Genomic DNA, 24,318 nt, shown 5'->3' with positions numbered 1-24,318 from the left:
CTATAAAAAATATGCGATTGCGATGCCAAAAATAATGGCGACTATTTTACGCAAGTTAAATGTATGGCCTTCTGAACTTTCAAAAAGTATAACCGTAGAAATATGTAAGAACACACCAATTACCAATGCGTTAATTGGTGCAAAGTAGGTGTCTGCCCAATCTGCATGATCAGCAATATAACTTCCTAATGGGGTCATTAATGAAAATATGGTGATAAAGAAAAATGCCTTTTTTAAAGGTATTTTTGAGTTTAATAGAAAGATACTTAGTATAATGGCAATAGGTACTTTATGGATGAGTATACCGTAAATTATGGTATCGTGGTGGTGAATTGGGAAACCTTCTAAAAATGAATGAACGCAAAGGCTAGCGAATAATAACCATGGAAAAAGCTCTTTTTCGCTATCTAAATGAACATGCCCGTGTTCCGCTCCTTTTGAAAAGAATTCTAAGAATATTTGAAATAGAATCCCCAGCATTACAAATAACCCTACTTTTTTAGGATCACCATTTTCGTATACTGACGGAAAAAGTTCAAACAACGTTAGGGCCAACAAAAAGGCACCACTAAATGCTAAAAGTAGCTTAAAGTTACTTCTATTCTGGGGTTTTACAATATATACAAAGGTAAAACTCAGTAGAACGGCTAAAATGGGTAAGGCGTAATTCATTAACGGAAAATCGTTTTTTTTCGAAGCTCTTAGTCTCAGGATTATGGCTATAATTACATCTACGAACCCAACTTTTTCAATTTTCAAAAAAGCAACTTTATCCTTTAGTTAGTCAAAGGAATAACGGCATTTAAGAAAGCAGAGGGTGGGTTCGTATTTCTCCGGCTAAAATACTGTATTTTTGCGGCAACTTTAGAATAAGACATGAGTAAAAATTTTAAAATGGTTGCCAAGACGCTCTTTGGTTTTGAAGAGATGTTGGCTAAGGAAATTCGCAATTTAGGTGGGAGCAATGTAGTTGAAGGCGTTAGAAATGTCGCTTTTGAAGGAGATACGGGCTTTATGTACAAAGCCAATCTATGTTTGCGAACGGCCATTAAGATTATTAAGCCTATTCATTCTTTTTCTGTTCGTAGTGAGAATGATCTTTATAAAAAGATTTATGCAATGGATTGGGCAGAGTACCTTTCCGTTGATACTACTTTTGCTATAGATTCTACGGTAAACTCGGATAATTTTACACATTCGCTCTACGTCTCGCAAAAAGTTAAAGATGCTATAGTAGATAAGTTTAGGGATATGGATGGAAGCCGCCCTAGTGTAGACGTAAAATTTCCTGATGTACGCATCAACATTCATATTCATGATGAGCATTGTAATGTTTCCTTAGATAGTTCAGGGCGTTCTTTGCACCAAAGAGGCTATCGTACCGCCACGAATATTGCCCCTATAAACGAGGTGTTGGCAGCTGGACTTTTACTCTTGAGTGGATGGGACGGTCAATGCGATTTTATAGACCCTATGTGTGGTAGTGGTACCATGTTAACGGAAGCGGCTATGATTGCTTGTAATATTCCGGCAAACATTAATAGAAAGGAATTTGCCTTTGAGAAATGGGACGATTTTGATCAAGAACTTTTTGATAAAATTGTTGAAGTTTGTCTAAATAAGGTTAGAGAGTTTCATTATAAAATAGTGGGTTACGATAAAGCTCCTTCTGCTGTACGTAAAGCGTTAGATAATGTTGAAAACGCTAACCTATCAGAATTCATTTCCGTAGAACGAAAGAACTTTTTTGATACCGAAAAATTTACTGAAGGTAAGCTGCATATGGTTTTTAACCCACCTTATGGGGAGCGATTGAGTTTAGAGATGGAAGATTTTTATGCTTCAATAGGAGATACATTAAAGCAAAAATACCCTGGTACGGAAGCTTGGTTTATCACATCTAATATGGAAGCGCTTAAATATGTAGGTCTCAGACCTTCTCGTAAGATAAAGGTTTTCAATAGCCAATTAGAATCGCGCTTGGTAAAGTATGTAATGTATGAAGGCAGTAAGAAAGCCAAGTATATGAACAAGGATAAGGACAACGAATAGAAAGAAGGCTTTTCTATTCTAAAAATCTATTGTCTTCCAGGTCTATCTTCAGGTTCGGATTTGGACTCTGGTTCTGGTTGTGGCTTTTCTTTTTTCGGTTCGTTTTTCTTCTTGTAAAGAGGAATGAGATAGCTGAGAGAAACATTGTAGCCAACCCCAAATCTACTGCCGTCGGTAACTCTATTAAAACCGGGAATGAAAAGATCGTCCAACACACCGTCAGGTCTCTTGTTCGTTATTAAGATGCCTAAACGCGCGCTAGCGCCTACATAGATATTTCTTAAAACTTCCGCTTTAATTCCTGCTACAAATTCTAGCCAAGATTTAGTGCGACCTTCATATTTCCCCAGGGCATCGGTTCCTGCGGCAAAATCATCGGGATTCCAATAGCGGCTGCTATCAAAAATTTTATAGGCGTCTAGCTCTTGGCTAAAAGTGCTAAAAGCATAACGACCACCAATATATATCATGTTTTGCTCACCGTACCAATTGCCATAGGTATTGTAATCTATACCTAATTTAATATAGCTGCCAGATGTCGTAAAGGTATACAAATCCCCTCCTTCAATGTCAACTTCAGCACCAAGCGGGGTGCCTATTGTTTTTTTCTCGTTACCAAGTTCGGCAGCTAAATAAAGATTTTGGGAAAGTCTATAATCACCTACGAATTCTAGTCCCGTATAGTCCTCATCAAAAAAAGAATTCAGGACCCTACTTAAATCTACGCCTACCCTTATGCCATAACGTTGTTTGTATACGGTGGTATCTTTTTTATTAAGGTCAATAGGTTCGCTCTGAGAAAACCCCACAGCAACAACTAAGAAGAAAAAAAGACTAGTGAAATATCTTAACATGGGCGGAAGCTGTGTTTTCAATAAGTGCGTTATCTATATCTATGGTCTGAACCCAAACTGAATCATCTTGTTTGACTGTTGCCGTCAAGTTTTCAAAATTGGCTATGTAACCGCAGGCTCTAGATTTGTAAATTTCCTTTACATCATAGTTAAAGGTTAGGGTGTCTACATTAATATCGTCAATGGTTAGCTGTCTTGAGAAAGCGAATGATGTGCTAGTTTCATCAACTCGTAACGGTAGAACAATAGAATCCAAAGCTATATTGGCTATGGTGTCCTTACCTTCTGTAGGCAATACTCCCCAGACAATTAAGTTCTGCACATCCTTAAATTCAGTAGGATTCAGGGCATCGTAAAAACGTATGACCAATTGCGGAGTGTCATCTTCCGTACAAATATCATCTTTCTCACATGCAGAAAAACAAAGTATGCCCAAAAGGATAACAAAAAGTATTTTTAGTTTATTCATAAAACTATAGCTTTTTCAAAAGTACGATATTTTCAACATGATGTGTTTGGGGAAACATATCTACCGGTTGCACCTTTACTACCTTGTATGCCTCTTTCATTAATTCCAAATCGCGTGCCTGTGTAGCGCTATTACAACTTACATAAACTACTTTTTCTGGGGCAATATTCAAGATTTGTTGTACCACATCTTTATGCATACCAACCCTTGGAGGGTCTGTAATAATAACGTCAGGTGTGCCATGGGTATTAATAAATTCTTGGTTGAAGACATTTCGCATATCACCCACAAAGAAATCTACATTGTCAATTTTATTACGCTCAGCGTTTGCTTTCGCATCTTCAATAGCTTCGGGTACGGACTCTATACCAACAACTTTTTTTGCTTTTTTAGCAACAAATTGAGCAATGGTTCCTGTACCTGTGTAAAGGTCGTAAACAAGCTCATCGCCTTTTAAATCAGCAAATTCGCGGGTAAGTTTATATAGTTCGTAAGCTTGTGCTGAATTTGTTTGATAAAACGACTTAGCATTGATTTTAAATTTCAAGCCTTCCATTTCTTCAAAAATATGGTCACGCCCAGAGAAACAAATAATATCTTGGTCGTATATGGTGTCATTCTGCTTTTGGTTGATAACATATAAAAGCGAAGTTATCTCAGGAAAGGTTTCTTTAAGGTGATTTAATATCGCCTCACGGTTCGTTTGGTTATCATCATGAAATTGAATCATGACCATTAACTCACCAGTTGAAGCCGTACGAATCATAAGAGAGCGCAATTCCCCGTGCTGATGTCTAGGGTTGAAAAACGTAAGTCCATTTTTAATGGCAAAATCACGAGTCTCTAACCTAAGAGCGTTAGAAGGGTCTTGCTGTAAGTGACATTTTTTAATATCAAGAATCTTATCCCACATTCCAGGAATATGGAACCCTAAAGCGTCTCTGTCGGTAATTTCTTTATCAGATTGAATTTCCTCTAAAGTCATCCATCTACTATCTGAAAATGAAAACTCCATTTTATTACGATAGAAATACTGTTCTTCAGAACCTAAAATAGGTGTAGTCTCGGGTAATTCAAGATGCCCAATTCGTTTTAAGTTATTTTCAATTTCTTGCTGCTTGTAGAAGAGTTGGTGCTCGTAGCCCATATCTTGCCATTTGCAACCGCCACAAACTCCAAAATGTTCGCATTGAGGTTCTACGCGTTTATCTGAGTATGAATGAAAAGCGGTGGCAACCCCTTCAAAATATGCCTTTCTTTTCTTTGTAGTCTGTACATCAACAACATCACCAGGAACGGTGTTTGTCAAAAAAATGACTCGTCCGTCAGGTGCCTTACCAATAGTTTTTCCTTTCGCCCCGGCATCTACAACCTCTACGTTTTCGAATACCTGTCGCTTGTTCTTTCTTCGCATGCGGCAAAAGTAAGCATCCCATTGCATTTATTATAACTATCAATACAATCCAGCTTATTAAAAATAGTTAAATATGGAATTTATAATCTGTAAATGTATTAGAGTGACATGTTTTCGTGAGAAAACAGGAAATAAAAAAAGCCAAGAAACCTCATTACAAGGTTTCTCGACTGTACAAACATATAGTAAATCGAGGGAACTACTGTTTGTTATTATTAAATTTGTTTAAAATACGTTCCATTTGTTTTCCAGCAGCTTCTCTACCTCCAAGTCCAAAAGAAAGTGCAATAGTAACCGCTATAGTACCTAATGTTATGCCAAAGGCCATGTTGATAATATCATCGCCAATACCCATTGTTTTAAGGCCCATTGCTAAGAAAATGGCCAAAATACACATTCTTACAATTGAAGCTACAAATAGATTATTTTCATCTTTAGCCATTGCTTTGTGAGCAATTGAGGCTATCCAGTTTCCAATAATCAAAATAACTAAACCGAATAGAATGTTACCAGATACTCCTACTAGGGTGTCCAAAACTTCAGTAAGTTTTGCAAATTCTAATTTTTCTAATGCCGTTGTAATACCAAAAAGGACAATAAAGAAAAAGGCAATATTACCAATCAATTTAGGAAGGTTTGTATTAGAAGAAACTCCTCCTAAGTTCATTTTCTTTACGATGCCATCTAATTTAAGACTCTCTAATAAGTCTGTTAGTAGACCAGCAACGAATTTACCTCCAACAACAAAAATTATAATTATAATAACTGCTATTAGAATTTTTGGAATAGCATTAAAGAACTGCTCTAACATATGGGTAGCCGGTACAGAAATGGCATCCATGTTTAAAATATTCAGTGCCGTAATCAATAGAGGGATGAAAATAAATATGAAAACAATCTTTTTAAGAATGTTTACCAAATCAATATTTTCCGGCAGCTTAAGTTTTGGTACCAAGCTTTGAATGGTGTCTCCAGAAAGACCTACTAGCTCAGAAACAATAGTTGCAAGCATATAGCCTATATAACCTACCAAACCAGCGCCCACAATATTAGGAATGTAGTTTGTGAAACCGTTAAGCAAGTTTTTAACAGGGTCTAAAACACTGGTCATGCCTAGCTTTTCTAAAGCTAGCATGAAAACAAAAATCATAATGAAAAAGTAAATAAGTTTACCGATAAGGGAGGAAATAACAACTTTGCCCGTGCCCATTTTATCGTCTATTTTGGTGCGCTTTATCAGTTTGGTAATTAACCTTTTGATAAAACCAGCTACAAACCATCCTATTATAAGGATAAGGATTGCACCAATTGTGCTTGGTAAAAAATCGCCTACCGAGTTGGAAAGGCTGTTCATAATGTTGTCTAAGTAATTCATATAGATGTTTTTAAAAAAGTTTGGTGCTATAGATTAAGACACCATCTTTTATAAGAAGTCACTTCTATCTTGTTAAATAGGTTCTTAGCGCTTTATATCTGCGATGCGAAAATTATTTATTAAGTTTGCAATTCTACAAGGATGATTTCTCTCCCACGCTGAATTTTCGAGTCTTCGAAAGGAAAAAGGTATAGAAGGAATTACTGAAGTTTTATTTTAAAGTAATTTTTATTATGTCAGTTTTAGAAAAAATCACTTCTAAAGATGCTATTGCATTGGAGGATAAACACGGAGCACACAACTACCACCCATTACCCGTTGTATTGAGCAAGGGAGAAGGTGTGTATGTTTGGGATGTTGAAGGAAAAAAGTATTATGATTTTCTTTCGGCTTATTCTGCCGTAAATCAAGGTCATTGCCACCCAAAAATTGTTGGCGCCATGACCAAACAAGCACAAACATTAACGCTTACTTCTAGAGCTTTTTACAACGATATGCTCGGGAAGTATGAAAAGTATGCTACCGAAACATTTAAATTCGACAAGCTTTTGCCTATGAATACAGGTGCAGAAGCTGTTGAAACTGCATTGAAATTATGTAGAAAATGGGCATATGAGAAAAAAGGTTTAGCAGAAAACGAAGCACAGATTGTTGTTTGTGAGAATAATTTTCACGGACGAACAACTACTATTATTTCATTTTCTAATGACCCAGTTGCCCGTAAGAACTTTGGTCCTTACACAGCAGGTTTTCTGAAAATAGAATATGACAACTTAGATGCACTACAAGAGGTATTAGAAAATAATCCGAATGTTGCAGGGTTCTTGGTAGAGCCTATTCAAGGTGAAGCTGGAGTTTATGTTCCTTCTGAGGGGTATTTAGCTGGAGCAAAAGCACTTTGTGAGAAACATGGGGTGTTGTTTATTGCAGACGAAGTCCAAACCGGTATTGCGCGAACAGGTAGACTTTTAGCAACTTGTGGTAACTGTTCTTGCGAGGATAAACATTGTAGTGGAGAGCCAGAAATTAAACCAGATATTTTAATTTTAGGTAAGGCCTTATCAGGAGGTGCGTATCCCGTGTCGGCTGTTTTGGCCAATGATGATATTATGGGTGTTATAAAACCAGGAAATCACGGGAGTACTTTTGGAGGTAACCCTGTAGCTGCTGCGGTTGGTATAGCTGCTTTAGATGTTGTTAAAGAAGAAGAACTTGCCCAGAACGCATTTGATTTAGGAGAATTGTTCAGAGCAGAACTTGGTAAGTTTATAGAAGGTTCTGATATTGTAAACGGAGTAAGAGGTAAAGGTTTATTGAACGCTATCCTTATTAATGATACAGAAGAAAGTTCAACTGCTTGGGATATTTGTATGGCGCTGAAAGAAAACGGACTTTTGGCAAAACCAACCCACGGTAATATTATTCGCTTTGCACCGCCTTTGGTGATGAATAAAGAACAACTGTTAGATTGTGTAAAAATCATCACAACAACCTTGAAACAGTTTGAGAAATAAAAAAGAAAAGCCTGAAACATAGTTTCAGGCTTTTTTTATATAATTCCGGCTTCTATTTAAAAATCGCCATTTGAAATTGCCGTGGCAAAAATTGCCGCTATAACGCCAAAGTAGATAATAGCTAAGAGCAAATAAACACTTGCTATGGCTAAGCCCACATAAGACAGTATTTTGCCTGTTCTTACATTTTCAATACCCGTGAATTCCCCATTACTTTGATCATAAGTTTGTTGTGCCGTTTTAGCATTAGATAGGCCAATGAAGCTAAAAATAGCACCAAAAGGTCCACAACAAATTAGGGTTAAGACTATAGAAAGAATTCCAAAAGTTAGAGCGTTACTTGCTCCTGGTAAAGGTTGTTGCATAGTTTTATCCTAATAATTCTTCCATTTTTTCACGCATCAATTCTTCGTTCTGTATATTTTCAAATCCGAAGAAAGAAATAGCACCAATGGTCATTATCAAATAAATAACACTTAGTACAATACCAATGATTGCAAGTATTTTACCTGTTTTTACATTCCCGTAATCAGTATAGTTTTCCGGATTTTCTAGGTATATAGCTGTCGCTTTATTGGCTAATACCAAGGCAACAATACCAAATATAAGTCCAAGGATACCGTAACAACAGCAAGTAACTATTGAGAGGATTCCAAATACAAGGATCAGGGTGGAGTTAGGTAGTTTGTGTTCTTCCATTTTTTAGTGGGTTAGGTGAGTCATTTTTAAAATATAATTGACCAATATAATAGAACCGCTCGTTATGCCAAGGGTTACTTTTATATAAGTATCGAATCGAAATCGGATAAATTGGCTTGCAATAGAGAACAATACAAGGGGTATAAGGGTGAAAATCGCAGGGTACATATCAAAGGCAGCGCCAAAATCTCCCTTTAAAAAAAGAACAATAGAACGTTGAAGACCACAGCCAGGGCAGTCAATACCAAAGAGCTTTTTGTTTAAGCACGGGAGCATGAAATCTTCAATAACCAATAGAAAGGTAGCTAACTGCATTTTTACTGTTTAGCAATTCTTTCACGAAAATTACCATTATTTTTGTGGATACAAAACAAATTATGACCGTTTTTCAAATAGGGGACAAGGTAGAGACTTTAGATGACGTCATCTCGGGTAAGGTAATTAAGGTGTCCGGAAGTACGGTTACCATGGAAACTACCGATGGATTTTCGCTCAATTTTGAGTCTAATGAACTGGTTAAAATAGATACTGGAGATATCAAGGTAAGTAATTACGAAATAAGCCAGATCAAGGCGGAAAAGGAGCTCCCAAAGAAAAGGAGAACACAGGTAATGAAACCCAAAGAGCGCAATGCTCCTAAAATGGAAGTAGATTTGCACATACATCAATTGACGAAGTCTAATAAAGGTATGAGCAATCATGAGATGCTAAACCTTCAGTTAGATACCGCAAGACGTCAATTAGATTTTGCCGTGAGAAAGCGTATCCAAAAAGTGGTTTTTATTCATGGTGTAGGAGAAGGTATACTCAAAGAAGAACTATACTACCTCTTTAGACGCTACGAAAACGTAAAATACTACGATGCCGACTACCAGAAATATGGTCTTGGAGCAACCGAAGTATATATTTATCAGAATGCTTAATTGCCTACTGTAGTATACGTACCAATAATAAAGCTGTCAATTGCCGTAAGAGTCACATCGGTCTCATCATCATTCTGCGCTTTAAGGACAAGTACAGTGTTTTCAAGAGAAATGGTGTGAGCATAGGTAATTGATCCAGCAGCATCAGGTTCACTAGCTTCAGTGACCACATTTATAGTTCCTCCTGAAGAAACAAAATTGGAACTTATGATTTCTTCTGAAAGTGCAGCTGAGGTACATATCATATCATCCGTTACAACTACGTCTAATATGGTGTAATTAAACTCTCCGTTTTCTAAGGTTGATGTTCTAGGTTCATCTACTACGGTAGCTTCGTTCACTAAAACTGACAATGGGACATCTAAAGAGATGTATTCGTCATTTATCTTTTTGAAGAATCTTATGCTACCGGCAACAATTTCACTGTCACATTCGGAAGTACTTACAATGGAGCCATAATTAGAAAACGGAATCTCTAGATTTTGACTCGTAGGTGTAGTGGTTTTGAAAGTTCCATAAGTAAAAGAAGAGGTATCTGTAATACTCTCGTTTTGCTCATTGGTTAGCACTAGACCGCTAATTAGAATGGTATGGGAATAAGTTTTAACATCTTTGGATACTGCAGTCACTTTTGTGTTTATAGCAACATCCCCTGCCGCAGCAGTAGATTCGCTTAGGACTGTAGGCTCTGTCGCAGGAATAGTGGAACAAAAATAATCTGAGGAAACTTCATCGGAAAAGAAACGATAAATTAAATCGGAAGAGCCTCCTAATGTACTCGTTAAAGCTCCCTCTGTAGAAGTTTGGTTAAACAATAACCCACTCTCTAACTCCAATAAGTATGCATCATCATCATCTGTTTTAAAGAAAAAGGTAGTATCCAAAGGATCTTCCTCATCGCCACAAGATTCAAGGGCAATTAATTCAAAATCTACATTTTCAATTTGGAGGTCGCCATCGTCACAGGCAAATAAAAGTATTAGGATACCTAAAAGTAGCGTTTTCTTCATGTGTCAAATTTAAAGGAAATAAAGGAGAAGTTTATTCTGAATTAGGGAAGAATTAACTTTAATTCCGCTAATTTTGGAGGTTCTTAATTGAATTTTTTGGTAATGGAAAAGGTTTATTTAGATAATGCGGCCACTACACAAGTACGTGAAAATGTGATTGTAAAGATGCAAGATGCACTAGCCAATTTTTATGGCAACCCATCTTCAACCCATAGTTATGGACGCTCGGCAAAGACTGGTGTAGAAAGTGCTAGAAAAACGATTGCTAAATATATGAACGCCCACCCGACGGAAATTATTTTCACTTCTGGTGGTACTGAGGCTGATAACATGATTTTGCGTTGTGCTGTGCGCGACCTTAATGTAAAAACTATTATCACCTCTAAAATTGAACATCATGCTGTTCTTCATACAGTTGAAGATTTAGCTAGTGAAAAAGGAACCAACATATTATATGTGAATTTAGATGAATTGGGTAATCCAGATTTAGAAAACTTAGAAGTTTTGTTGCAACAAGATGATTCTAAGAAGTTGGTGAGCTTAATGCATGTGAACAATGAAATAGGTAATAAAATTGATATTGCTAAAGTTTGTGAGCTTTGTCATGTAAACGGAGCTCTTTTTCATTCGGATACGGTGCAGTCCATAGGGCATTATACATGGGACGTAAAAGAAGTTCCTGTAGATTTTCTTACTGCTGCCGCACATAAATTTCACGGTCCTAAAGGAATAGGTTTTGCTTATATTAAGAAAAATTCAGGTTTAAAGCCTTTTATATCAGGTGGTTCTCAAGAACGTGGTCATCGGGCGGGAACAGAATCTTTCCATAATATTGTAGGGTTGGAAACTGCATTTGTAGAAGCTTACGATAATTTGGATGCTGAAACGGCTTATGTTACGGAACTGAAATCTTATTTTATAGATAGGATTAAGGAAGAAATTCCTGCGGCCAAGTTTAATGGTCATTCCGGAGACTTGGATAAAAGTACGTTTACTTTGGTAAATGTTTGTTTGCCCATAGATCCACAGAAAGCACTTATGTTATTGTTTCATTTAGACATGAAAGGAATAGCTTGTTCAAAAGGAAGTGCTTGCCAATCTGGAAGCGACTTAGGTTCTCATGTACTAACAGAAATATTATCGGCAGATGAGCTTAAAAAGCCTTCGGTTAGGTTTTCTTTTTCAAAGTACAACACCAAGGAGGAGTTGGATTATACTGTTCAGGCACTTAAGGAATTTGTAGAAAAATAAAACTCCCTCTATTTTAAGGGAGTTTCATTATTTATTTTTCTTTTCTGTCTTTTCGTTTTTCCCTGTCATAAGGAAACTTACGTGCCGCTAATTTCATCATGCGGTCAATTAGGTCCGTTGTATTCTTTCCTGATTTTTTATTGATTTTCTTTTCGTATTTCCAGAGTAGCTTCCCGGAAGTGCCGTCACTAATTTTTACGCCTATACGGCCATAATTGGCATCTCCTGAAAAATAATCCATAAAACTAAATTCCGTAGGAATACCTTTTGAAAGAAGAACGTTCAAATCCATATTTCCACTAATAATCCCGTCTACCCCTAAAATTTCACTAAGTTGCTTAGTGGTATAAACATCAATATTATTATAATCAATTTTGTTTTGAGTTAGGATGGCGTTGGTGTTCTTTACATCTTGAAACTCAACAGAGAACTTCTTTTTCTTCTTTCTTTGAGAAAAATAAGTTTCTAGTGCATTCTGCACCGCATAACCTTCTTTTTGCTCAAGGGTATTAAGCTCTGCGTGAGAAATATCATCTTTAAGTTCAAGATTAGCTAAAAAAGGAATAATAGCCAATACTTCGTGTGTATCGCTTAGGGCATCAAACTTATCACTTTCGTAAATGTTCTTTTGGGCGTTTACCAAAACGGTGGTCAAAAGGAGTGCGGCAATAAAAATCTTCTTCATTGGTATGTCTTCTAAAAGCGCATGCGTACCCTTACGTTTAGCACACGACTTGTCATGAAATTAGGAACAGCAAATTGTTGTTTACTATCAACATCCCTCACCCATGTATTTGTAATTGAATTTTGATTATTGAACAAATTAAATATCTCCAATCCTGCGCTCAGTTCTTTAAATCTGTGCAACCAATGGTTTTTTTGATAGGTTCTGTTTCCTCCAACAAAAATATGGGAAATTCCTAAATCCGCACGCTTATAATCACGTAATCTTGTGTTATATATGTAAGGATCTGCATAATTTGGTGACCCTCCAGGCACACCTGTGTTGTAAACCAAGTTAAGATACATCTTAAAATTTGGGAATTCAGGAATATAATCTTGGAATAAAATGCCAAATTTTAAACGTTGATCAGAAGGTCTGGCAATATATCCACGGTTATTGCTATTTTCTTCAGTCTTTAAAAATCCAATACTTACCCAAGATTCGGTTCCGGGAACGAAGGCTCCGTTCAATCGTAAATCGGCTCCATATACATAGGCTTTAGCGTCATTGTTGGCCACGTATCGTATGCGTACGTCTTCTAGTGTATAGGTGTTAACGTTATTAAGTTTCTTGTAGTACACTTCGCTCATTAGTGTAAACGGACGTTCCCATAGGTTAAAAGAATACTCATTTCCCAAAACCAGGTGAATAGATTCTTGTGCTTTTACATCTGGATTTATAGTACCCGTTTGATCTCTCAACTCACGATAAAAAGGAGGTTGGTGATAAAGACCGCCAGAAAGTCTGAAAAGCATGTCTCTCTTCCAGTTTGGTTTTAAGGATACCTGCCCACGCGGACTAACTACTGTCTGTGATGAGGTTTTAATGCCCTTGCCCGTTACGGACCAATGTTGCGCGCGAATTCCAAGATTATAGTAAAGGTCATGCGATGCTATATTTAATCGGTTACTAAATTGAACAAATCCAGAAAACCGGTCGGTTTTTACAAAATTTATTGCATTTATACCGTCATAGGCAACAAGGGGGGACTCAAAAGGCTCTTCGGGTTGATTATTACTGAATTCAGGTAAAGGTGGGCGAACAAAAAAACCGACAGAGTCTATAAATTCTGATTCTCGTAATTGATCACGAATATCTTCATGGGTATATTTTAAACCCCATTCTACCACTTTGTTTCCAGAAGTATGATTTCCTTTATGTGATATATTGAAAATTAAAGCATCCAGTTCATTTCTAGCTCGGTTAAATTGCATCCCGATTCCACGTAGGTTGGTTGCACTGCCAAAAGAATCACTGGATAAATCATTATCAACACTACCCAAAGCATACTGGGCAATAACATCTGAGTATTCTTCTTCTGTAGTGTGGTAAAGTGAGGCTATAAGTTTTAAGCTTGTATTCTCATTTAAAAAATAGTTGCCCTTTAAGGCTCCTAGAACTGTATTGTATCTGTTGTTTTCTTCACCTTGATAAAAGACCACAAGAGATTTTGGTTCTGAAATGGTTCCAAAATTAGTTTGCCTTTTTAGAGGTTCGTTTTGGTAATCGTTGATAGAAATGTTACCTAAAAAATCTAGATGGAATTTGTTCGAAAAGCGATAGGTCGTAAAAGTCTGGGCATCTGCAAAAGTAGGGTTGAAGTTGGTGTTGGTCTGTTGGCTATTAACGAGTAAACCATTATTCCTATAACGCACCCCACTTATGGTACTTAACTTTTTATTTTTTGAAACTGTTTCTACCGTGGCGCTTGCTCCTAAAAAGCTAAGGTCTATTTGTACGCCCGTTTCCGAAGGTTTTTTATAGGTGATATCCAGTACAGAGGAAAGCTTGTCTCCATATTTGGCTTGAAACCCTCCCGAAGAGAACCGGACATTTTGAACCATATCACTATTCACAAAGCTCATTCCTTCTTGTTGGGCAGAGCGAACTAGAAAAGGACGATATACTTCAATTTCATTTACATAAACAAGGTTTTCATCGTAATTGCCGCCTCTTACGTTGTATTGGGTACTTAATTCATTGCTTGAAGAAACACCGGGTAATAGTTTTAGAATATTTTCCACACCCGCATTTGCACCTGGAATAGTACGTACGATTTCTGGACTAACAGTGATGATTCCGGCAACGGTTTTATTACCTGTAGGCGTAATGGTTACTCCAGCAATTTGTATGGTATCCGTACTAAGAACGGGATTGAATTCAAAAACTTCGTTGGTGTTGAGAATTAGATTTTCTAAAACCACATTCTTAAGACCTAAATGAGAAAAAGTTACGGTAATGACTTCGTCGGCGGTTACTTGAAGTGAGTAAAATCCGTTTTCGTCTGAAAATGTGCCAATTGACCCAATGGTAATATTTACCTCTTGTAAAGGTTTATTTTCGTTGTTCAGAACAATGCCGGTAAGGGTAGCGGTCTGTGCACTTACGTGAAGCGTAAAACCGAATAGTACAAAAAGCAGAATAAGTCTAGTGCACTTCAAAGAGGTGTCATTTTCTGTAAAAAGTACTGGTCATAGTGTTTGTATTGCCAACATTGTCGGTTACGGTAACTTCAAGTTTGCATTCTTTTTTGTCAAGAATAACATCGTCAAAATTATAGGTAAGTGTGTTGGTCTTGGGCTCATACTCCATAAGAATCCATTCCCCGTTTATCGTGGCAGAATAGGTATCTATACCGCTTAGGTCATCGGTAATACGTACGCTAAGGTAATGGTAGTTGTTCAACCATTGTTTATCCTTGAAGTTCTTAGTTGAAATTTTTGGGGCAATCGTATCTTTTGCCAAAGTGTAGGTACCTAAATTCCTTGTTCTCGTGGTAAAAGTAGTACCACGCTTATATGTAGATGCATGAGATGGTCGTAAGCGGCTATTAAGACGTGCTATGAACATTTGCTTCTTTTCGGCTTCGGTGTATTTAGATACATCAAAAGTAATGGTGAAATTGCGGTGAGCGGCAACACGGGAATTATGTATCTTAACGGTATCATCATCTTTCTTCAAATCAATGTAAAAATCATCATAAAAGGTATTTGAAGGAAAATATACTTTTGCAGCACCTAAATCGTAATTGTTCGGTTTTTTGGCAATCACATAGTTTTCCGTCTTTTTTTCGTCCTTTTCAACTTTTACAGGTTCTTTTTTGCCCTCTACAGGTATGATGGCTTTCGTTAAATTACCCGCATAATCTTTTATCAATAATTCTACTTTGTAGCTCAGTCCTTCACGAACCACTATTTTACCATCATTTTCAAGTTTGTTATAGATACTTAACCTATTCCCGGGTGACTTATAGAGCAATTGAATTCGCTGGCGATATTTGCCATAGTAGTAATAATCTATTAAAGTGTTGATATACCTAGTTTCGCCAAAAGAGAAGGACTCTAGGTCATAATCAGTATAAACTTTTCCGTTCACCAGTTGTTGCACGGAATATAGACCATTATGGTTGGCGGCAAGATCTTGACGGTCAAAACCAATAAAACCAAGTCCTATGGTTCCGGTGGCATAAACGGGGTCTGCTAAAAAAGTTCCATCTTTTTGTCTGGTAAAATTAATTGCGGTAGTATTTTTATTCTGATTGATTTGGGCATCATCAGATAAAGGGAAACCGTATATTTTCTGTAATGTAGGATTTGTAGCATCTCTAACATCAAAACCGTAGAGTAGAGGGTTTGTAGGTTTTTCCGAGATACTGCTTCTAATTTCAAAATGAAGGTGCGGGCCAGAAGATCCTCCGGTATTTCCGCCGTAGGCGATAATTTCCCCTTTTTCAACTTTTATTTCGGCATATTCAGGAAAATCTTCAACCTCGTATAATTTTTTCTTGTACTGTAGCTTTTTTACAAATTCTTGAATTTTAGGTGCAAATTTCTGAAGATGCCCGTAAACAGAGGTGTAGCCATTTGGATGTGCAATGTATAGTACTTTTCCGTAGCCCCAATGAGAGACTTTAACACGGGTAACGCTACCGTCTGCAATGGCGTAGATGGGCAGTCCTTCACGTTGCTCGGTTTTAATATCAATACCAGAGTGAAAATGGTTTGAACGCAGTTCGCCAAATGTACCCGCAAGAACTAGCGGAATGTCTACCGGAGATCTAAACGCATCCTGCGGATATTTCTCTTGGGCGATACCAATAGCGGTTATGAATAATAAAAAGCCTACAAAAAGTTTTCTCATAATTTTTTGGACAGTGATACGAAATTAGCCAAACGGTTTGAATTCTTGAAAATATCTAGCACGAAAAATGACACATCTTCTTTAACCAACGTTATTTAAGGCCTTAAAGTATTACTTGAAGAATAATTCAAAAAAGTATTGCTAAGTAATGGCAGGTATGTTAACTTTGTGTAAAATGCATTGCGTTTGATTTATGAGTGAATTAGTCAAAGTCGTAGACTCTTTAGAGAATAAAATAAGCAAGCTTTTGCATAAGTTGGAGGTGCTTCACCAATCCAACACTAGATTGCAAGAGGAGCTTAATGAAATTAAAGAGGACAAGGGCAAAGTGTTGGATTCCGTTTCTATGTGGGAAGAGAAATACAACTCGTTGAAGCTCGCAAACTCAATGCTTGGCAGTAATACAAATAAAACTGAAGCTAAGCTTAAAATAAATACATTGATCAGGGAGTTGGACTATTGCATAGCGCAACTTTCAGAATAATGTTCAAAAGATAAAATGTCAGAAAAGCTAAAAATTAAGCTTTCCATAGCGGATAGGGTGTATCCTTTGACTATCGATCCAAGCCAAGAAGAAGGCTTGCGAAAGGCAGCGAAGAACATTGAGCAATTGGCAAAAAAGTTTGAACAGAGTTACGCGGTGCGGGATAAACAAGATGTTTTGGCCATGTGTGCCTTACAATTTGCATCTAAAATAGAGCAGCGTGGTATTGATCAATCCGAAGGAACCTTAAATGCAACTGAACGCCTAAAAGCGTTAGATGATTTGGTTACTTCAAAGCTTGGTATAAAATAAATACGTTCTTTAAAATACATAAGTTACTGCCCACATTGGTATTACCTTTTGACAAACTCAACATTTATTTTGTTTAAAAAGGGTGAGTGTAGATTGTAAAAGCGGGCCCTACTCGTATAGGGATTCTTGATCAGTCTTGTAGCCCTAAACCTGTTTATTGGAGTTTGTACAAAACTTCTCTGATGTGGGCTTTTTTTATGGATTTGTTTGAGCAACTGTGGTCGGTACAACATTTTTCATGTACAGCTCTAAGTTCTTAAGCACGTTCAAACCTAAATTGTTAGATATATGGATAGTGCAACACTTATAATAGCCGGCATCGTCGGCCTTGCGATTGGATTTGCCATCGCAAAATTTATGGAAAAGGGAAAAGCATCAAAAACCCTTTCCAATGCCAAAAGCGAGGCGAATACGATAATCAGTTCCGCCAAATCGGAAGGAGAAAACATTAAGAAAGACAAAATTTTTCAGGCCAAAGAAAAGTTTCTAGAGTTAAAGGCGGAGCACGAAAAAGTCATTGTTAATAAAGACAAGAAAATTGGTGAGGCCGAAAAACGTACTCGTGATAAAGAGTCTCAGGTTAGCAATGAATTGGCAAAAAGCAAAAAACTCAACATCCAACTTGACGGTAAGTTAAAAGAAGTTACCCATAAAGAAGAGTTTCTTGAAAAGAAGCAAAGTGAACTAGAAAAGCTTCACAAAAACCAAGTACAGCAGCTAGAAGTTATCTCTGGTCTTTCAGCAGATGATGCAAAAGGGCAATTGATGGAGTCGCTTAAAGAAACGGCAAAGACAGATGCAATGGCCTATATCCAAACTACGGTAGAGGAGGCTAAATTAACCGCTCAACAAGAAGCCAAGAAAATCATTATAAATACAATTCAACGTATAGGAACAGAAGAAGCGGTAGAAAACTGTGTATCTGTTTTTAACTTGGAATCTGATGATGTTAAAGGTAGGATCATTGGTAGAGAGGGTAGAAATATCCGTGCTTTAGAAGCAGCTACAGGTGTTGAAATTATTGTAGATGACACGCCAGAAGCTATTATTCTTTCTTGTTTTGATTCTGTTCGTCGTGAAGTTGCAAGGCTTTCTTTGCACAAGCTAGTAACGGACGGTAGAATACACCCGGCACGTATAGAGGAAATAGTTAAAAAGACAGAGAATCAAATAGAACAAGAAATCGTAGAGGTAGGGAAACGTACCGTTATTGATTTAGGTGTTCATGGTTTGCATCCAGAATTGGTTCGTGCCATTGGCCGAATGAAATACCGTTCTTCTTACGGACAAAACTTATTACAACACTCCAGAGAGGTTGCTAAATTATGTGGGGTAATGGCAGCAGAGCTTGGACTAAACCCTAAGTTGGCTAAACGAGCAGGACTTTTACACGATATAGGTAAAGTTCCAAATACTGAAGCTGAGGTAGAAACACCACATGCTATTTTAGGTATGCAGTGGGCTGAGAAGTATGGTGAAAAACCAGACGTATGTAACGCCATTGGTGCTCACCACGATGAAATAGAAATGAAGACACTTATTGCGCCAATCGTTCAGGTGTGTGATGCTATTAGCGGAGCAAGACCAGGAGCACGTAGACAAGTGTTGGATTCATACATTCAACGTCTTAAAGACCTTGAAGAGGTTGCTTTCAGTTTTGGAGGAGTTCAAAAGGCCTACGCTATTCAAGCAGGACGTGAACTAAGGGTAATTGTTGAAAGTGAAAAAGTTAATGATGAGAAAGCGGCTCAGTTGTCTTTTGAGATTTCACAGAAAATACAGACAGATATGACCTATCCTGGACAGGTAAAAGTTACCGTAATTAGGGAAACCCGTTCAGTGAACGTAGCAAAATAGAATACAATATTCTTTATAAAACAAAAGAGCCCCGTACATACGGGGCTCTTTTTATTTAGTGACTATAGCGCTTATTTCTGATAAGGACTATCAACTAGTTTGTCTACTTCAAAAGTAGCATCGTAATCTGGCATTTGACCATTCTCCCATAACTCTTTATCCTTTACCGAATAGTACCATAAAGGCTTTACAAAGCTCTTTGTCCATTCTTCGGTTCTGGCTATCATATCCTTTAAACGTTCTGGGTAACGGCCTGCTAGGTTTTTCTTTTCACCTATGTCCTCTGTTATGTTATGCAGGTTCCAAGGTTCATTACCCATTCTGGTAATTTTCCAATCGCCTAGTCTTGCACCCACATCATTGTAACCTTCACGGTATCGCAAAGAATAAATCAAATCATCTTTGTAGGGTTCTGTATTTTGTAATACATCATCCATAATGTTTTTGCCATCAAGTTTCTTGTCTTCTGGAAGTTTCGCTTCAGCAAGAATGGTAAAAGTAGGGTAGAGGTCAAGTGCAGTAACAGGGAAATCAAAACGCTGTTCTTTTTTGATTTTTTTTGGCCAATGAAAAAACATAGGTACCCGGTAACCACCTTCCCAAGTATCACCTTTAGTTCCTTTTAAAGGATAGTTACTAGCACCATGATCAAAGTTTCCTCCATTGTCGCTTAAGAAAACGATCAAGGTATTATCTAACTGGTTCGTTTCTTTTAAAGTCTCTACAATTTTTCCAACACCGCGGTCTACTGCATAAACCATGGCAGCGTAGGTTCTTCGGTCTTTGTCTTCTATATTGGAAAACTTAGCAATGTCTTCAGCCTTGGCTTGAAGTGGTACGTGTGGTGCATTGTAGGCAAGGTAAATAAAGAAAGGTTGTTTCTTTTTAGCGGCTATTTTAATATCATTGCTAGCCTCGCGAGAAAAGCCATCGGTTATATATTCTGTTTCGTTGGCAGGTTTCCCGTTATGCTCCATTGGAAATACATAATCTCTAATATTCTTATTCCCAGATTGCATTTGAACATCGTAGGTCTTGTTATATTCATTTGGAAAATAATCGTGACCTCCGCCTAAAAATCCATAAAAATTATCGAACCCTCTTTTGTTAGGGTGAAATTTTGGAGCTGATCCTAGATGCCACTTTCCAATAGCGCTGGTGTAATATCCTGCTTTTTGCAAGACTTTGGCCATATAAGTCTCCTCTACAGGAATACCCATATTATCGTCGTCATTTTCACTACTGTTGTGAAACAGGTTGTAAGCGGTACCAGTTAAGTGAGGGTATCTGCCGGTCATTATTGCAGATCGGCTTGGACCGCAGAAAGGATGAGCAACATAGGCGGAAGTAAATATTGAACCGTTCTGAGCTAATTTATCAAGTTCCGGTGTTGTAATATCCGTAGAGCCGTTAAAACCAACATCAGCATAACCGAGGTCGTCGCATAGAACAACAAGGATATTAGGACGCGTTTCTTGCCCTAGTCCGATGGTCGTTACAGACAAGATTGCGCCGAATAGAAATAGTTTAAAATGATTAAAGTGAATTGCCATAGTTATTAGTTTTGTTAAAAGTGATGTTTTTGATTTTTCAGTTTATTTAATGCCGTTTTCTTTAATATTTTGTCCTAATCATTCCAGACTACCGGCATGAAAACGGTCATTTCTGCCTGTCCTCTATTGCTCCAAGCAAAATAGGGTACAAGTTGAGTTTTATGTGGCGTCCATTTAGGTTTTTGGACTGCCCTGTAAATGCCTTCGCCTTTATCTTTTCGTATTAATATTTCTCCTTCTAGTGTAGTTATTCCTCCTAAAAAATCAGAATGGTAAGTTGGTTTCAAGCTTTTATTCCCATTAAAATAAACATCTAGAATATCAGTGTTTTTTGGTAAATCTGGTGACTCAATACAGTAAACAATTGGTCCGCGTTTTACGGCTATTTGGTTTCGTACTTCTTCAATTCTTGGGTGGCCTTCTATAAACTCAACCTCCATTGGCATATCAAGAACGAGTACATCTTCTTTTTTCCATTTTCGTTCAATTTTGACAAAGCTTCCTGGTTCTAAGGATTTGGATAATTCTTCTCCGTTGAGTGTTAGTTTGGAGTTTTTGGCCCATTTTGGAATACGCAGACTAATTGCAAAAGCACCTGCTTTACATTCTTCAATATTTAATTTTACTTTCCCTTGCCATGGGTATGCGGTTTCTTGTGAGACTTTAATGTGAGAACCATCTTTTAGGTGCGAGTTCAATGTATTGGCACCGTATAGATTTACGGTAAATCCGTTTTCAGAAAGACTGTATGCCCATTCCGAAACTGTAGCAATGGTACGCACCAAATTTGGAGGACAGCAGAAACAGCTCAGGTAAGGCTCTCTGTTAGGTGTTTCGGTTACATTTTCATGTGCATTGTAGTCTCTGGTATTGTTGAGCATCCGCAATGGGTTTGCGTAAAAGTATTCTTTACCTGTAACGCTAATACCGGATAGTGCACTATTGTAAAGAACCAGTTCAACAATATCTGCATATTTCGCCTCTCCGTGCAGATTCAGCATGCGATAGCTGAACATGGCATTACAAAGGTTGGCACACGTTTCATTATAAGCGGTCATGTTAGGCATCATATAGGCGTCAATAAAGCCTTCTTCTATCATATCCCGATTTACCGAAGCACCATAATGGGCTTGGCCTACGGCACCGGTAACGTACATTTTTTTAGTTGTCACGTTTTCCCATAGACGGTCCAGTGCATTAAGCAGCGCTTTTTCTCCTGTTTCGGCATAGACATCCGCAGCACCTGCATAGTAATACAAGGCAAGCACGGCATGGCCTACCGCTTCATTAGATTCTCGTAAAGGAGTACGTTCTTGTACCATGTCGCCAATAGGGTATCCTTCAGTAGTAGCATGATGTTTTACTTCGTATTTTCCACGATTATCAATAAATTTTTCAGCAAGCTGTAAATATTTCTTATCGCCCAGCGTACGGTACAATTCTACCAAGCCCATTATCTGTGTTTGGTTAAAACCAAAGCGACCAAAGTGTTTGGTGTAGGACATAAAAGTAGTGTACAGTAGGTCCGCATGCTTAATAGCGATGTCTAGAAAATTTCGCTGTCCAGTAACATTAAAATGAATGCAAGCACTTATTAGTAAGTGCCCAGTATTATACATTTCATGGTACTTACGATTTTCGTATCGGTCTACACCGTCTCTCAGCTGAATTTGAGTTTGAAGGTATCCGTCACTTTCTTGTGCCTTGCCAATTATGGCTATGTACTCATCTAATTCAGTAAGAAGTTCGTTGTTTTTTGTGTGGGCGTAAACGTAAATTTTAGCTTCCATGAATTTATAGAAATCCCCATCATGCCAAAACATGCCTTGGTGTTTACCTTCTTTTACACCTGCGGCTATTTTAAAATTATTAAGTGCATGGCCCACATCTCCACATAATACATCACCCATGTAAGGTACCATGGCATTTGCACAAAGTTCAAATTTATCGGCCCAGAAACCAGTGGTCCATTGGCAATCGCCAATGTTCATACTTGTAAGTTGGGTATATGGGCTGTTTGTATTTGCAGGAGTAGCTTGTTTCATCTGTACTGTGTTATTGGAAAAGAAATCTATTTATATGGATGTAGTATATCTATTAAGTTTTCCGTCTTGTGGCTAATGCTAATTGTACTTCTTCTATGGTCATGTTTTTAGTTTCTTTTAAATAGATATAAAGAATGACCAAACCAATGCTTACGACAATGGCATAAAATAACAGTGTTGAACTGATACCCATGGTGGCCAATTGCCATGGAAAAAATTTCTGTACCAAATAGCTCACAAAGCTGGTGACCAAAGTGAAAAAAGGAATGGCTACACCTCTCAGTGAAATAGGAAAAATCTCTGAAAATAAGACCCACATAACAGGACCGATGGAAAAATGGAAGGCACCAATAAAACTGAGTATGCCTAATAAAATAAGAAGCGCATTTATATCGGCTGCTTTCTGTAAAAGTAGGCCGGAATAATCTCTGGCGTCTGTTTCTCCTAAGGTTTCAATCAGCGCCGTTTTAAAACTTATATCGCTATCAAAAGGCACGTCCACTAAGGTGTTTAATCTTACTGAATTAGGAATAGAGGATAGTTCGGAAACAGCGGTTTCAGTAATGGTATAATTGGCAGTTTCAAATCCGTAATAGCAAACACCAAGACTTAAGATTATCCAAAGCATGCCCCAGATAATCATAGGCCTACGGCCTATTCTATCAACCAATAACAAACCTAAAACAGTAAACACCACACTGGTAAGTCCAATATAAATGGCCTGTGCAAAAGCAGCGTCTGTTCCTATACCCAATTGCTCAAATACGGTAGGTGCGTAGAAAAGAATGGCATTAATACCAGTAGCCTGTTGTGCGATAGCAATAGTCATGGCAATAATCATGGTGACACGCATTGGCTTACCAAAAATTTCCTTTAACTGAGTAAGCATTGAGCGGTCTTGATTACTGTTTTCAAGACTAGAGCGCATTTGGATTATTTTGGCCTGAATTTCGGTTTCAGGAGTTACTTTTGATAGCATGCTTACGGCTTCTGACTCACGCCCTTTATATAATAACCAAGCCGGACTTCTAGGAACAAAAAAGAGTAGGACAAACCATAAGAGAGCAAAAATAACTTCAGTACCCAACATCCAGCGCCATGTGTTCGTGTCTAGTCCCCATTCTTGAACCCATGGAGCTTCTGTATTTGCCCAACCTAAAATGAGATAGTTGATGAAGTAGGCAGCGGATAAACCTACCACGATGTTAATTTGGGTCATGGAAACCAATTTGCCACGCCATTTTGGAGGCGCTATTTCGCCAATATACATGGATGCTAAAGAGATAGAACTAAAAGCCAATCCACCCATAAAGCGAGCTACTAACAACGAGACGTATGTAGGAGCTAATGCGGAAGCTACGGCAGAACCAAGATAAAGGGCCGCAGCAATCATCAAGGTGGTTCTACGACCATATTTATTACAAGCATAACCTACAAAAACAAGTGCTAAAAGTACGCCCATAGCCGGAGCGCCAACTACCGAACCCAATTCAAGTTCCGACAGTGAAAATTCTTGTGTAATAAATTTCACTGTTCCCGATATTAGCGCAGCGTCCAATCCGAAGACAAAACCGCCCATGGCTACAATGGTTGCGTACTTAAATGCATTCTGTTTATAGGAACCCATAAATTATTTAAATTA

22 protein-coding genes and 1 other RNA gene are annotated in these 24,318 nt (G+C 37.8%); 8 read left to right on the top strand and 15 right to left on the bottom strand.

The window, feature by feature from the left end; all coding sequences use genetic code 11:
• Window positions 1–672 (bottom strand): ZIP family metal transporter, encoded by a 672-nt coding sequence (locus IWB64_RS20300; RefSeq protein ID WP_194535957.1) that lies wholly within the window; start codon window positions 670–672, stop codon window positions 1–3.
• A 204-nt stretch (window positions 673–876) separates the two neighbouring features.
• Here IWB64_RS20300 and IWB64_RS20295 point away from each other — a divergent pair, with 204 nt between their 5' ends.
• Window positions 877–2,052: a THUMP domain-containing class I SAM-dependent RNA methyltransferase gene (locus IWB64_RS20295; protein WP_194535748.1), complete on the top strand. Its 1,176-nt coding sequence runs from the start codon at window positions 877–879 to the stop codon at window positions 2,050–2,052.
• A 26-nt stretch (window positions 2,053–2,078) separates the two neighbouring features.
• Here the strand turns inward: IWB64_RS20295 and IWB64_RS20290 are convergent, their stop codons facing one another.
• The 4 genes from IWB64_RS20290 to IWB64_RS20275 all read right to left on the bottom strand — a co-directional run bounded on the left by IWB64_RS20290 (window position 2,079) and on the right by IWB64_RS20275 (window position 6,164).
• A complete protein-coding gene (locus IWB64_RS20290; RefSeq protein WP_194535747.1) occupies window positions 2,079–2,906 on the bottom strand; it encodes a DUF6048 family protein in 828 nt (275 codons plus the stop codon).
• Window positions 2,887–3,375: a DUF6452 family protein gene (locus IWB64_RS20285; RefSeq protein ID WP_194535746.1), complete on the bottom strand. Its 489-nt coding sequence runs from the start codon at window positions 3,373–3,375 to the stop codon at window positions 2,887–2,889. Before IWB64_RS20285 ends, IWB64_RS20290 begins: the two co-directional genes overlap by 20 nt.
• 4 nt (window positions 3,376–3,379) lie before the next feature.
• A complete protein-coding gene (gene rlmD, locus IWB64_RS20280) occupies window positions 3,380–4,789 on the bottom strand; it encodes a 23S rRNA (uracil(1939)-C(5))-methyltransferase RlmD (protein WP_194535745.1) in 1,410 nt (469 codons plus the stop codon).
• 199 nt (window positions 4,790–4,988) lie between these two features.
• The gene (locus IWB64_RS20275) at window positions 4,989–6,164 is read right to left on the bottom strand and encodes a mechanosensitive ion channel (protein ID WP_194535744.1); all 1,176 of its coding nucleotides are present in this window, start codon (window positions 6,162–6,164) and stop codon (window positions 4,989–4,991) included.
• A gap of 233 nt (window positions 6,165–6,397) precedes the next feature.
• Here IWB64_RS20275 and rocD point away from each other — a divergent pair, with 233 nt between their 5' ends.
• Entirely contained in the window at window positions 6,398–7,678 is a 1,281-nt protein-coding gene (gene rocD / locus IWB64_RS20270) for an ornithine--oxo-acid transaminase (protein WP_194535743.1), read from the top strand.
• A gap of 56 nt (window positions 7,679–7,734) precedes the next feature.
• Here rocD and IWB64_RS20265 read toward each other — a convergent pair whose 3' ends face one another.
• From IWB64_RS20265 to IWB64_RS20255, 3 genes are read right to left on the bottom strand one after another with little or no spacing between them, the layout of a single operon-like run.
• Entirely contained in the window at window positions 7,735–8,043 is a 309-nt protein-coding gene (locus IWB64_RS20265; protein ID WP_194535742.1) for a CCC motif membrane protein, read from the bottom strand.
• Window positions 8,044–8,047: 4 nt separating this feature from the next.
• Window positions 8,048–8,377 carry a CCC motif membrane protein gene (locus IWB64_RS20260; protein WP_155595602.1) on the bottom strand — a complete coding sequence of 110 codons (330 nt, stop codon included), beginning with the start codon at window positions 8,375–8,377 and terminating at the stop codon, window positions 8,048–8,050.
• Window positions 8,378–8,380: 3 nt separating this feature from the next.
• Window positions 8,381–8,692 (bottom strand): DUF2752 domain-containing protein, encoded by a 312-nt coding sequence (locus IWB64_RS20255; RefSeq protein ID WP_194535741.1) that lies wholly within the window; start codon window positions 8,690–8,692, stop codon window positions 8,381–8,383.
• Window positions 8,693–8,754: 62 nt separating this feature from the next.
• On the opposite strand from IWB64_RS20255, the gene IWB64_RS20250 reads away from it, so the two are divergent.
• Entirely contained in the window at window positions 8,755–9,300 is a 546-nt protein-coding gene (locus IWB64_RS20250) for a Smr/MutS family protein (RefSeq protein WP_194535740.1), read from the top strand.
• Here IWB64_RS20250 and IWB64_RS20245 read toward each other — a convergent pair.
• Entirely contained in the window at window positions 9,297–10,310 is a 1,014-nt protein-coding gene (locus tag IWB64_RS20245) for a hypothetical protein (protein ID WP_194535739.1), read from the bottom strand. The genes IWB64_RS20250 and IWB64_RS20245 overlap by 4 nt on opposite strands.
• A gap of 102 nt (window positions 10,311–10,412) precedes the next feature.
• On the opposite strand from IWB64_RS20245, the gene IWB64_RS20240 reads away from it, so the two are divergent.
• A complete protein-coding gene (locus IWB64_RS20240) occupies window positions 10,413–11,561 on the top strand; it encodes a cysteine desulfurase family protein (protein ID WP_194535738.1) in 1,149 nt (382 codons plus the stop codon).
• Window positions 11,562–11,592: 31 nt separating this feature from the next.
• On the opposite strand, the gene IWB64_RS20235 is transcribed toward IWB64_RS20240, so the two are convergent.
• From IWB64_RS20235 to IWB64_RS20225, 3 genes are read right to left on the bottom strand one after another with little or no spacing between them, the layout of a single operon-like run.
• Window positions 11,593–12,246 (bottom strand): hypothetical protein, encoded by a 654-nt coding sequence (locus tag IWB64_RS20235; RefSeq protein ID WP_194535737.1) that lies wholly within the window; start codon window positions 12,244–12,246, stop codon window positions 11,593–11,595.
• 11 nt (window positions 12,247–12,257) lie between these two features.
• A complete protein-coding gene (locus tag IWB64_RS20230) occupies window positions 12,258–14,726 on the bottom strand; it encodes a TonB-dependent receptor (protein ID WP_194535736.1) in 2,469 nt (822 codons plus the stop codon).
• 7 nt (window positions 14,727–14,733) lie between these two features.
• Window positions 14,734–16,425, bottom strand: coding sequence for a M23 family metallopeptidase (locus IWB64_RS20225; RefSeq protein ID WP_194535735.1), 1,692 nt, complete (start codon window positions 16,423–16,425; stop codon window positions 14,734–14,736).
• Between the two features lie 193 nt (window positions 16,426–16,618).
• Between IWB64_RS20225 and IWB64_RS20220 the strand changes: the two genes are divergently transcribed.
• From IWB64_RS20220 to rny, 4 genes are all read left to right on the top strand, one after another.
• Entirely contained in the window at window positions 16,619–16,909 is a 291-nt protein-coding gene (locus IWB64_RS20220; RefSeq protein ID WP_194535734.1) for a hypothetical protein, read from the top strand.
• A gap of 15 nt (window positions 16,910–16,924) precedes the next feature.
• A complete protein-coding gene (locus IWB64_RS20215) occupies window positions 16,925–17,221 on the top strand; it encodes a cell division protein ZapA (RefSeq protein ID WP_194535733.1) in 297 nt (98 codons plus the stop codon).
• Window positions 17,222–17,276: 55 nt separating this feature from the next.
• Window positions 17,277–17,387, top strand: a non-coding RNA gene (ssrS, locus tag IWB64_RS20210) — 6S RNA.
• 122 nt (window positions 17,388–17,509) lie between these two features.
• Window positions 17,510–19,078 carry a ribonuclease Y gene (gene rny, locus IWB64_RS20205; protein ID WP_194535732.1) on the top strand — a complete coding sequence of 523 codons (1,569 nt, stop codon included), beginning with the start codon at window positions 17,510–17,512 and terminating at the stop codon, window positions 19,076–19,078.
• Between the two features lie 71 nt (window positions 19,079–19,149).
• Here the strand turns inward: rny and IWB64_RS20200 are convergent, their stop codons facing one another.
• From IWB64_RS20200 to IWB64_RS20190, 3 genes are all read right to left on the bottom strand, one after another.
• Window positions 19,150–20,631, bottom strand: coding sequence for a sulfatase-like hydrolase/transferase (locus tag IWB64_RS20200; protein WP_194535731.1), 1,482 nt, complete (start codon window positions 20,629–20,631; stop codon window positions 19,150–19,152).
• A gap of 74 nt (window positions 20,632–20,705) precedes the next feature.
• On the bottom strand, window positions 20,706–22,676 hold the full coding sequence (locus IWB64_RS20195; RefSeq protein ID WP_194535730.1) for a glycoside hydrolase family 127 protein: 1,971 nt from the start codon (window positions 22,674–22,676) through the stop codon (window positions 20,706–20,708).
• A 52-nt stretch (window positions 22,677–22,728) separates the two neighbouring features.
• On the bottom strand, window positions 22,729–24,303 hold the full coding sequence (locus IWB64_RS20190) for an MFS transporter (protein ID WP_194535729.1): 1,575 nt from the start codon (window positions 24,301–24,303) through the stop codon (window positions 22,729–22,731).
• Window positions 24,304–24,318 lie beyond the last annotated feature (15 nt).

Source organism: Zobellia nedashkovskayae, assembly GCF_015330125.1.
In the GTDB taxonomy this organism is placed as follows: Bacteria; Bacteroidota; Bacteroidia; order Flavobacteriales; family Flavobacteriaceae; genus Zobellia; species Zobellia nedashkovskayae.
Note: the sequence above shows the minus strand (reverse complement) of the source record. Positions and strands in the feature narration are given on the sequence as shown.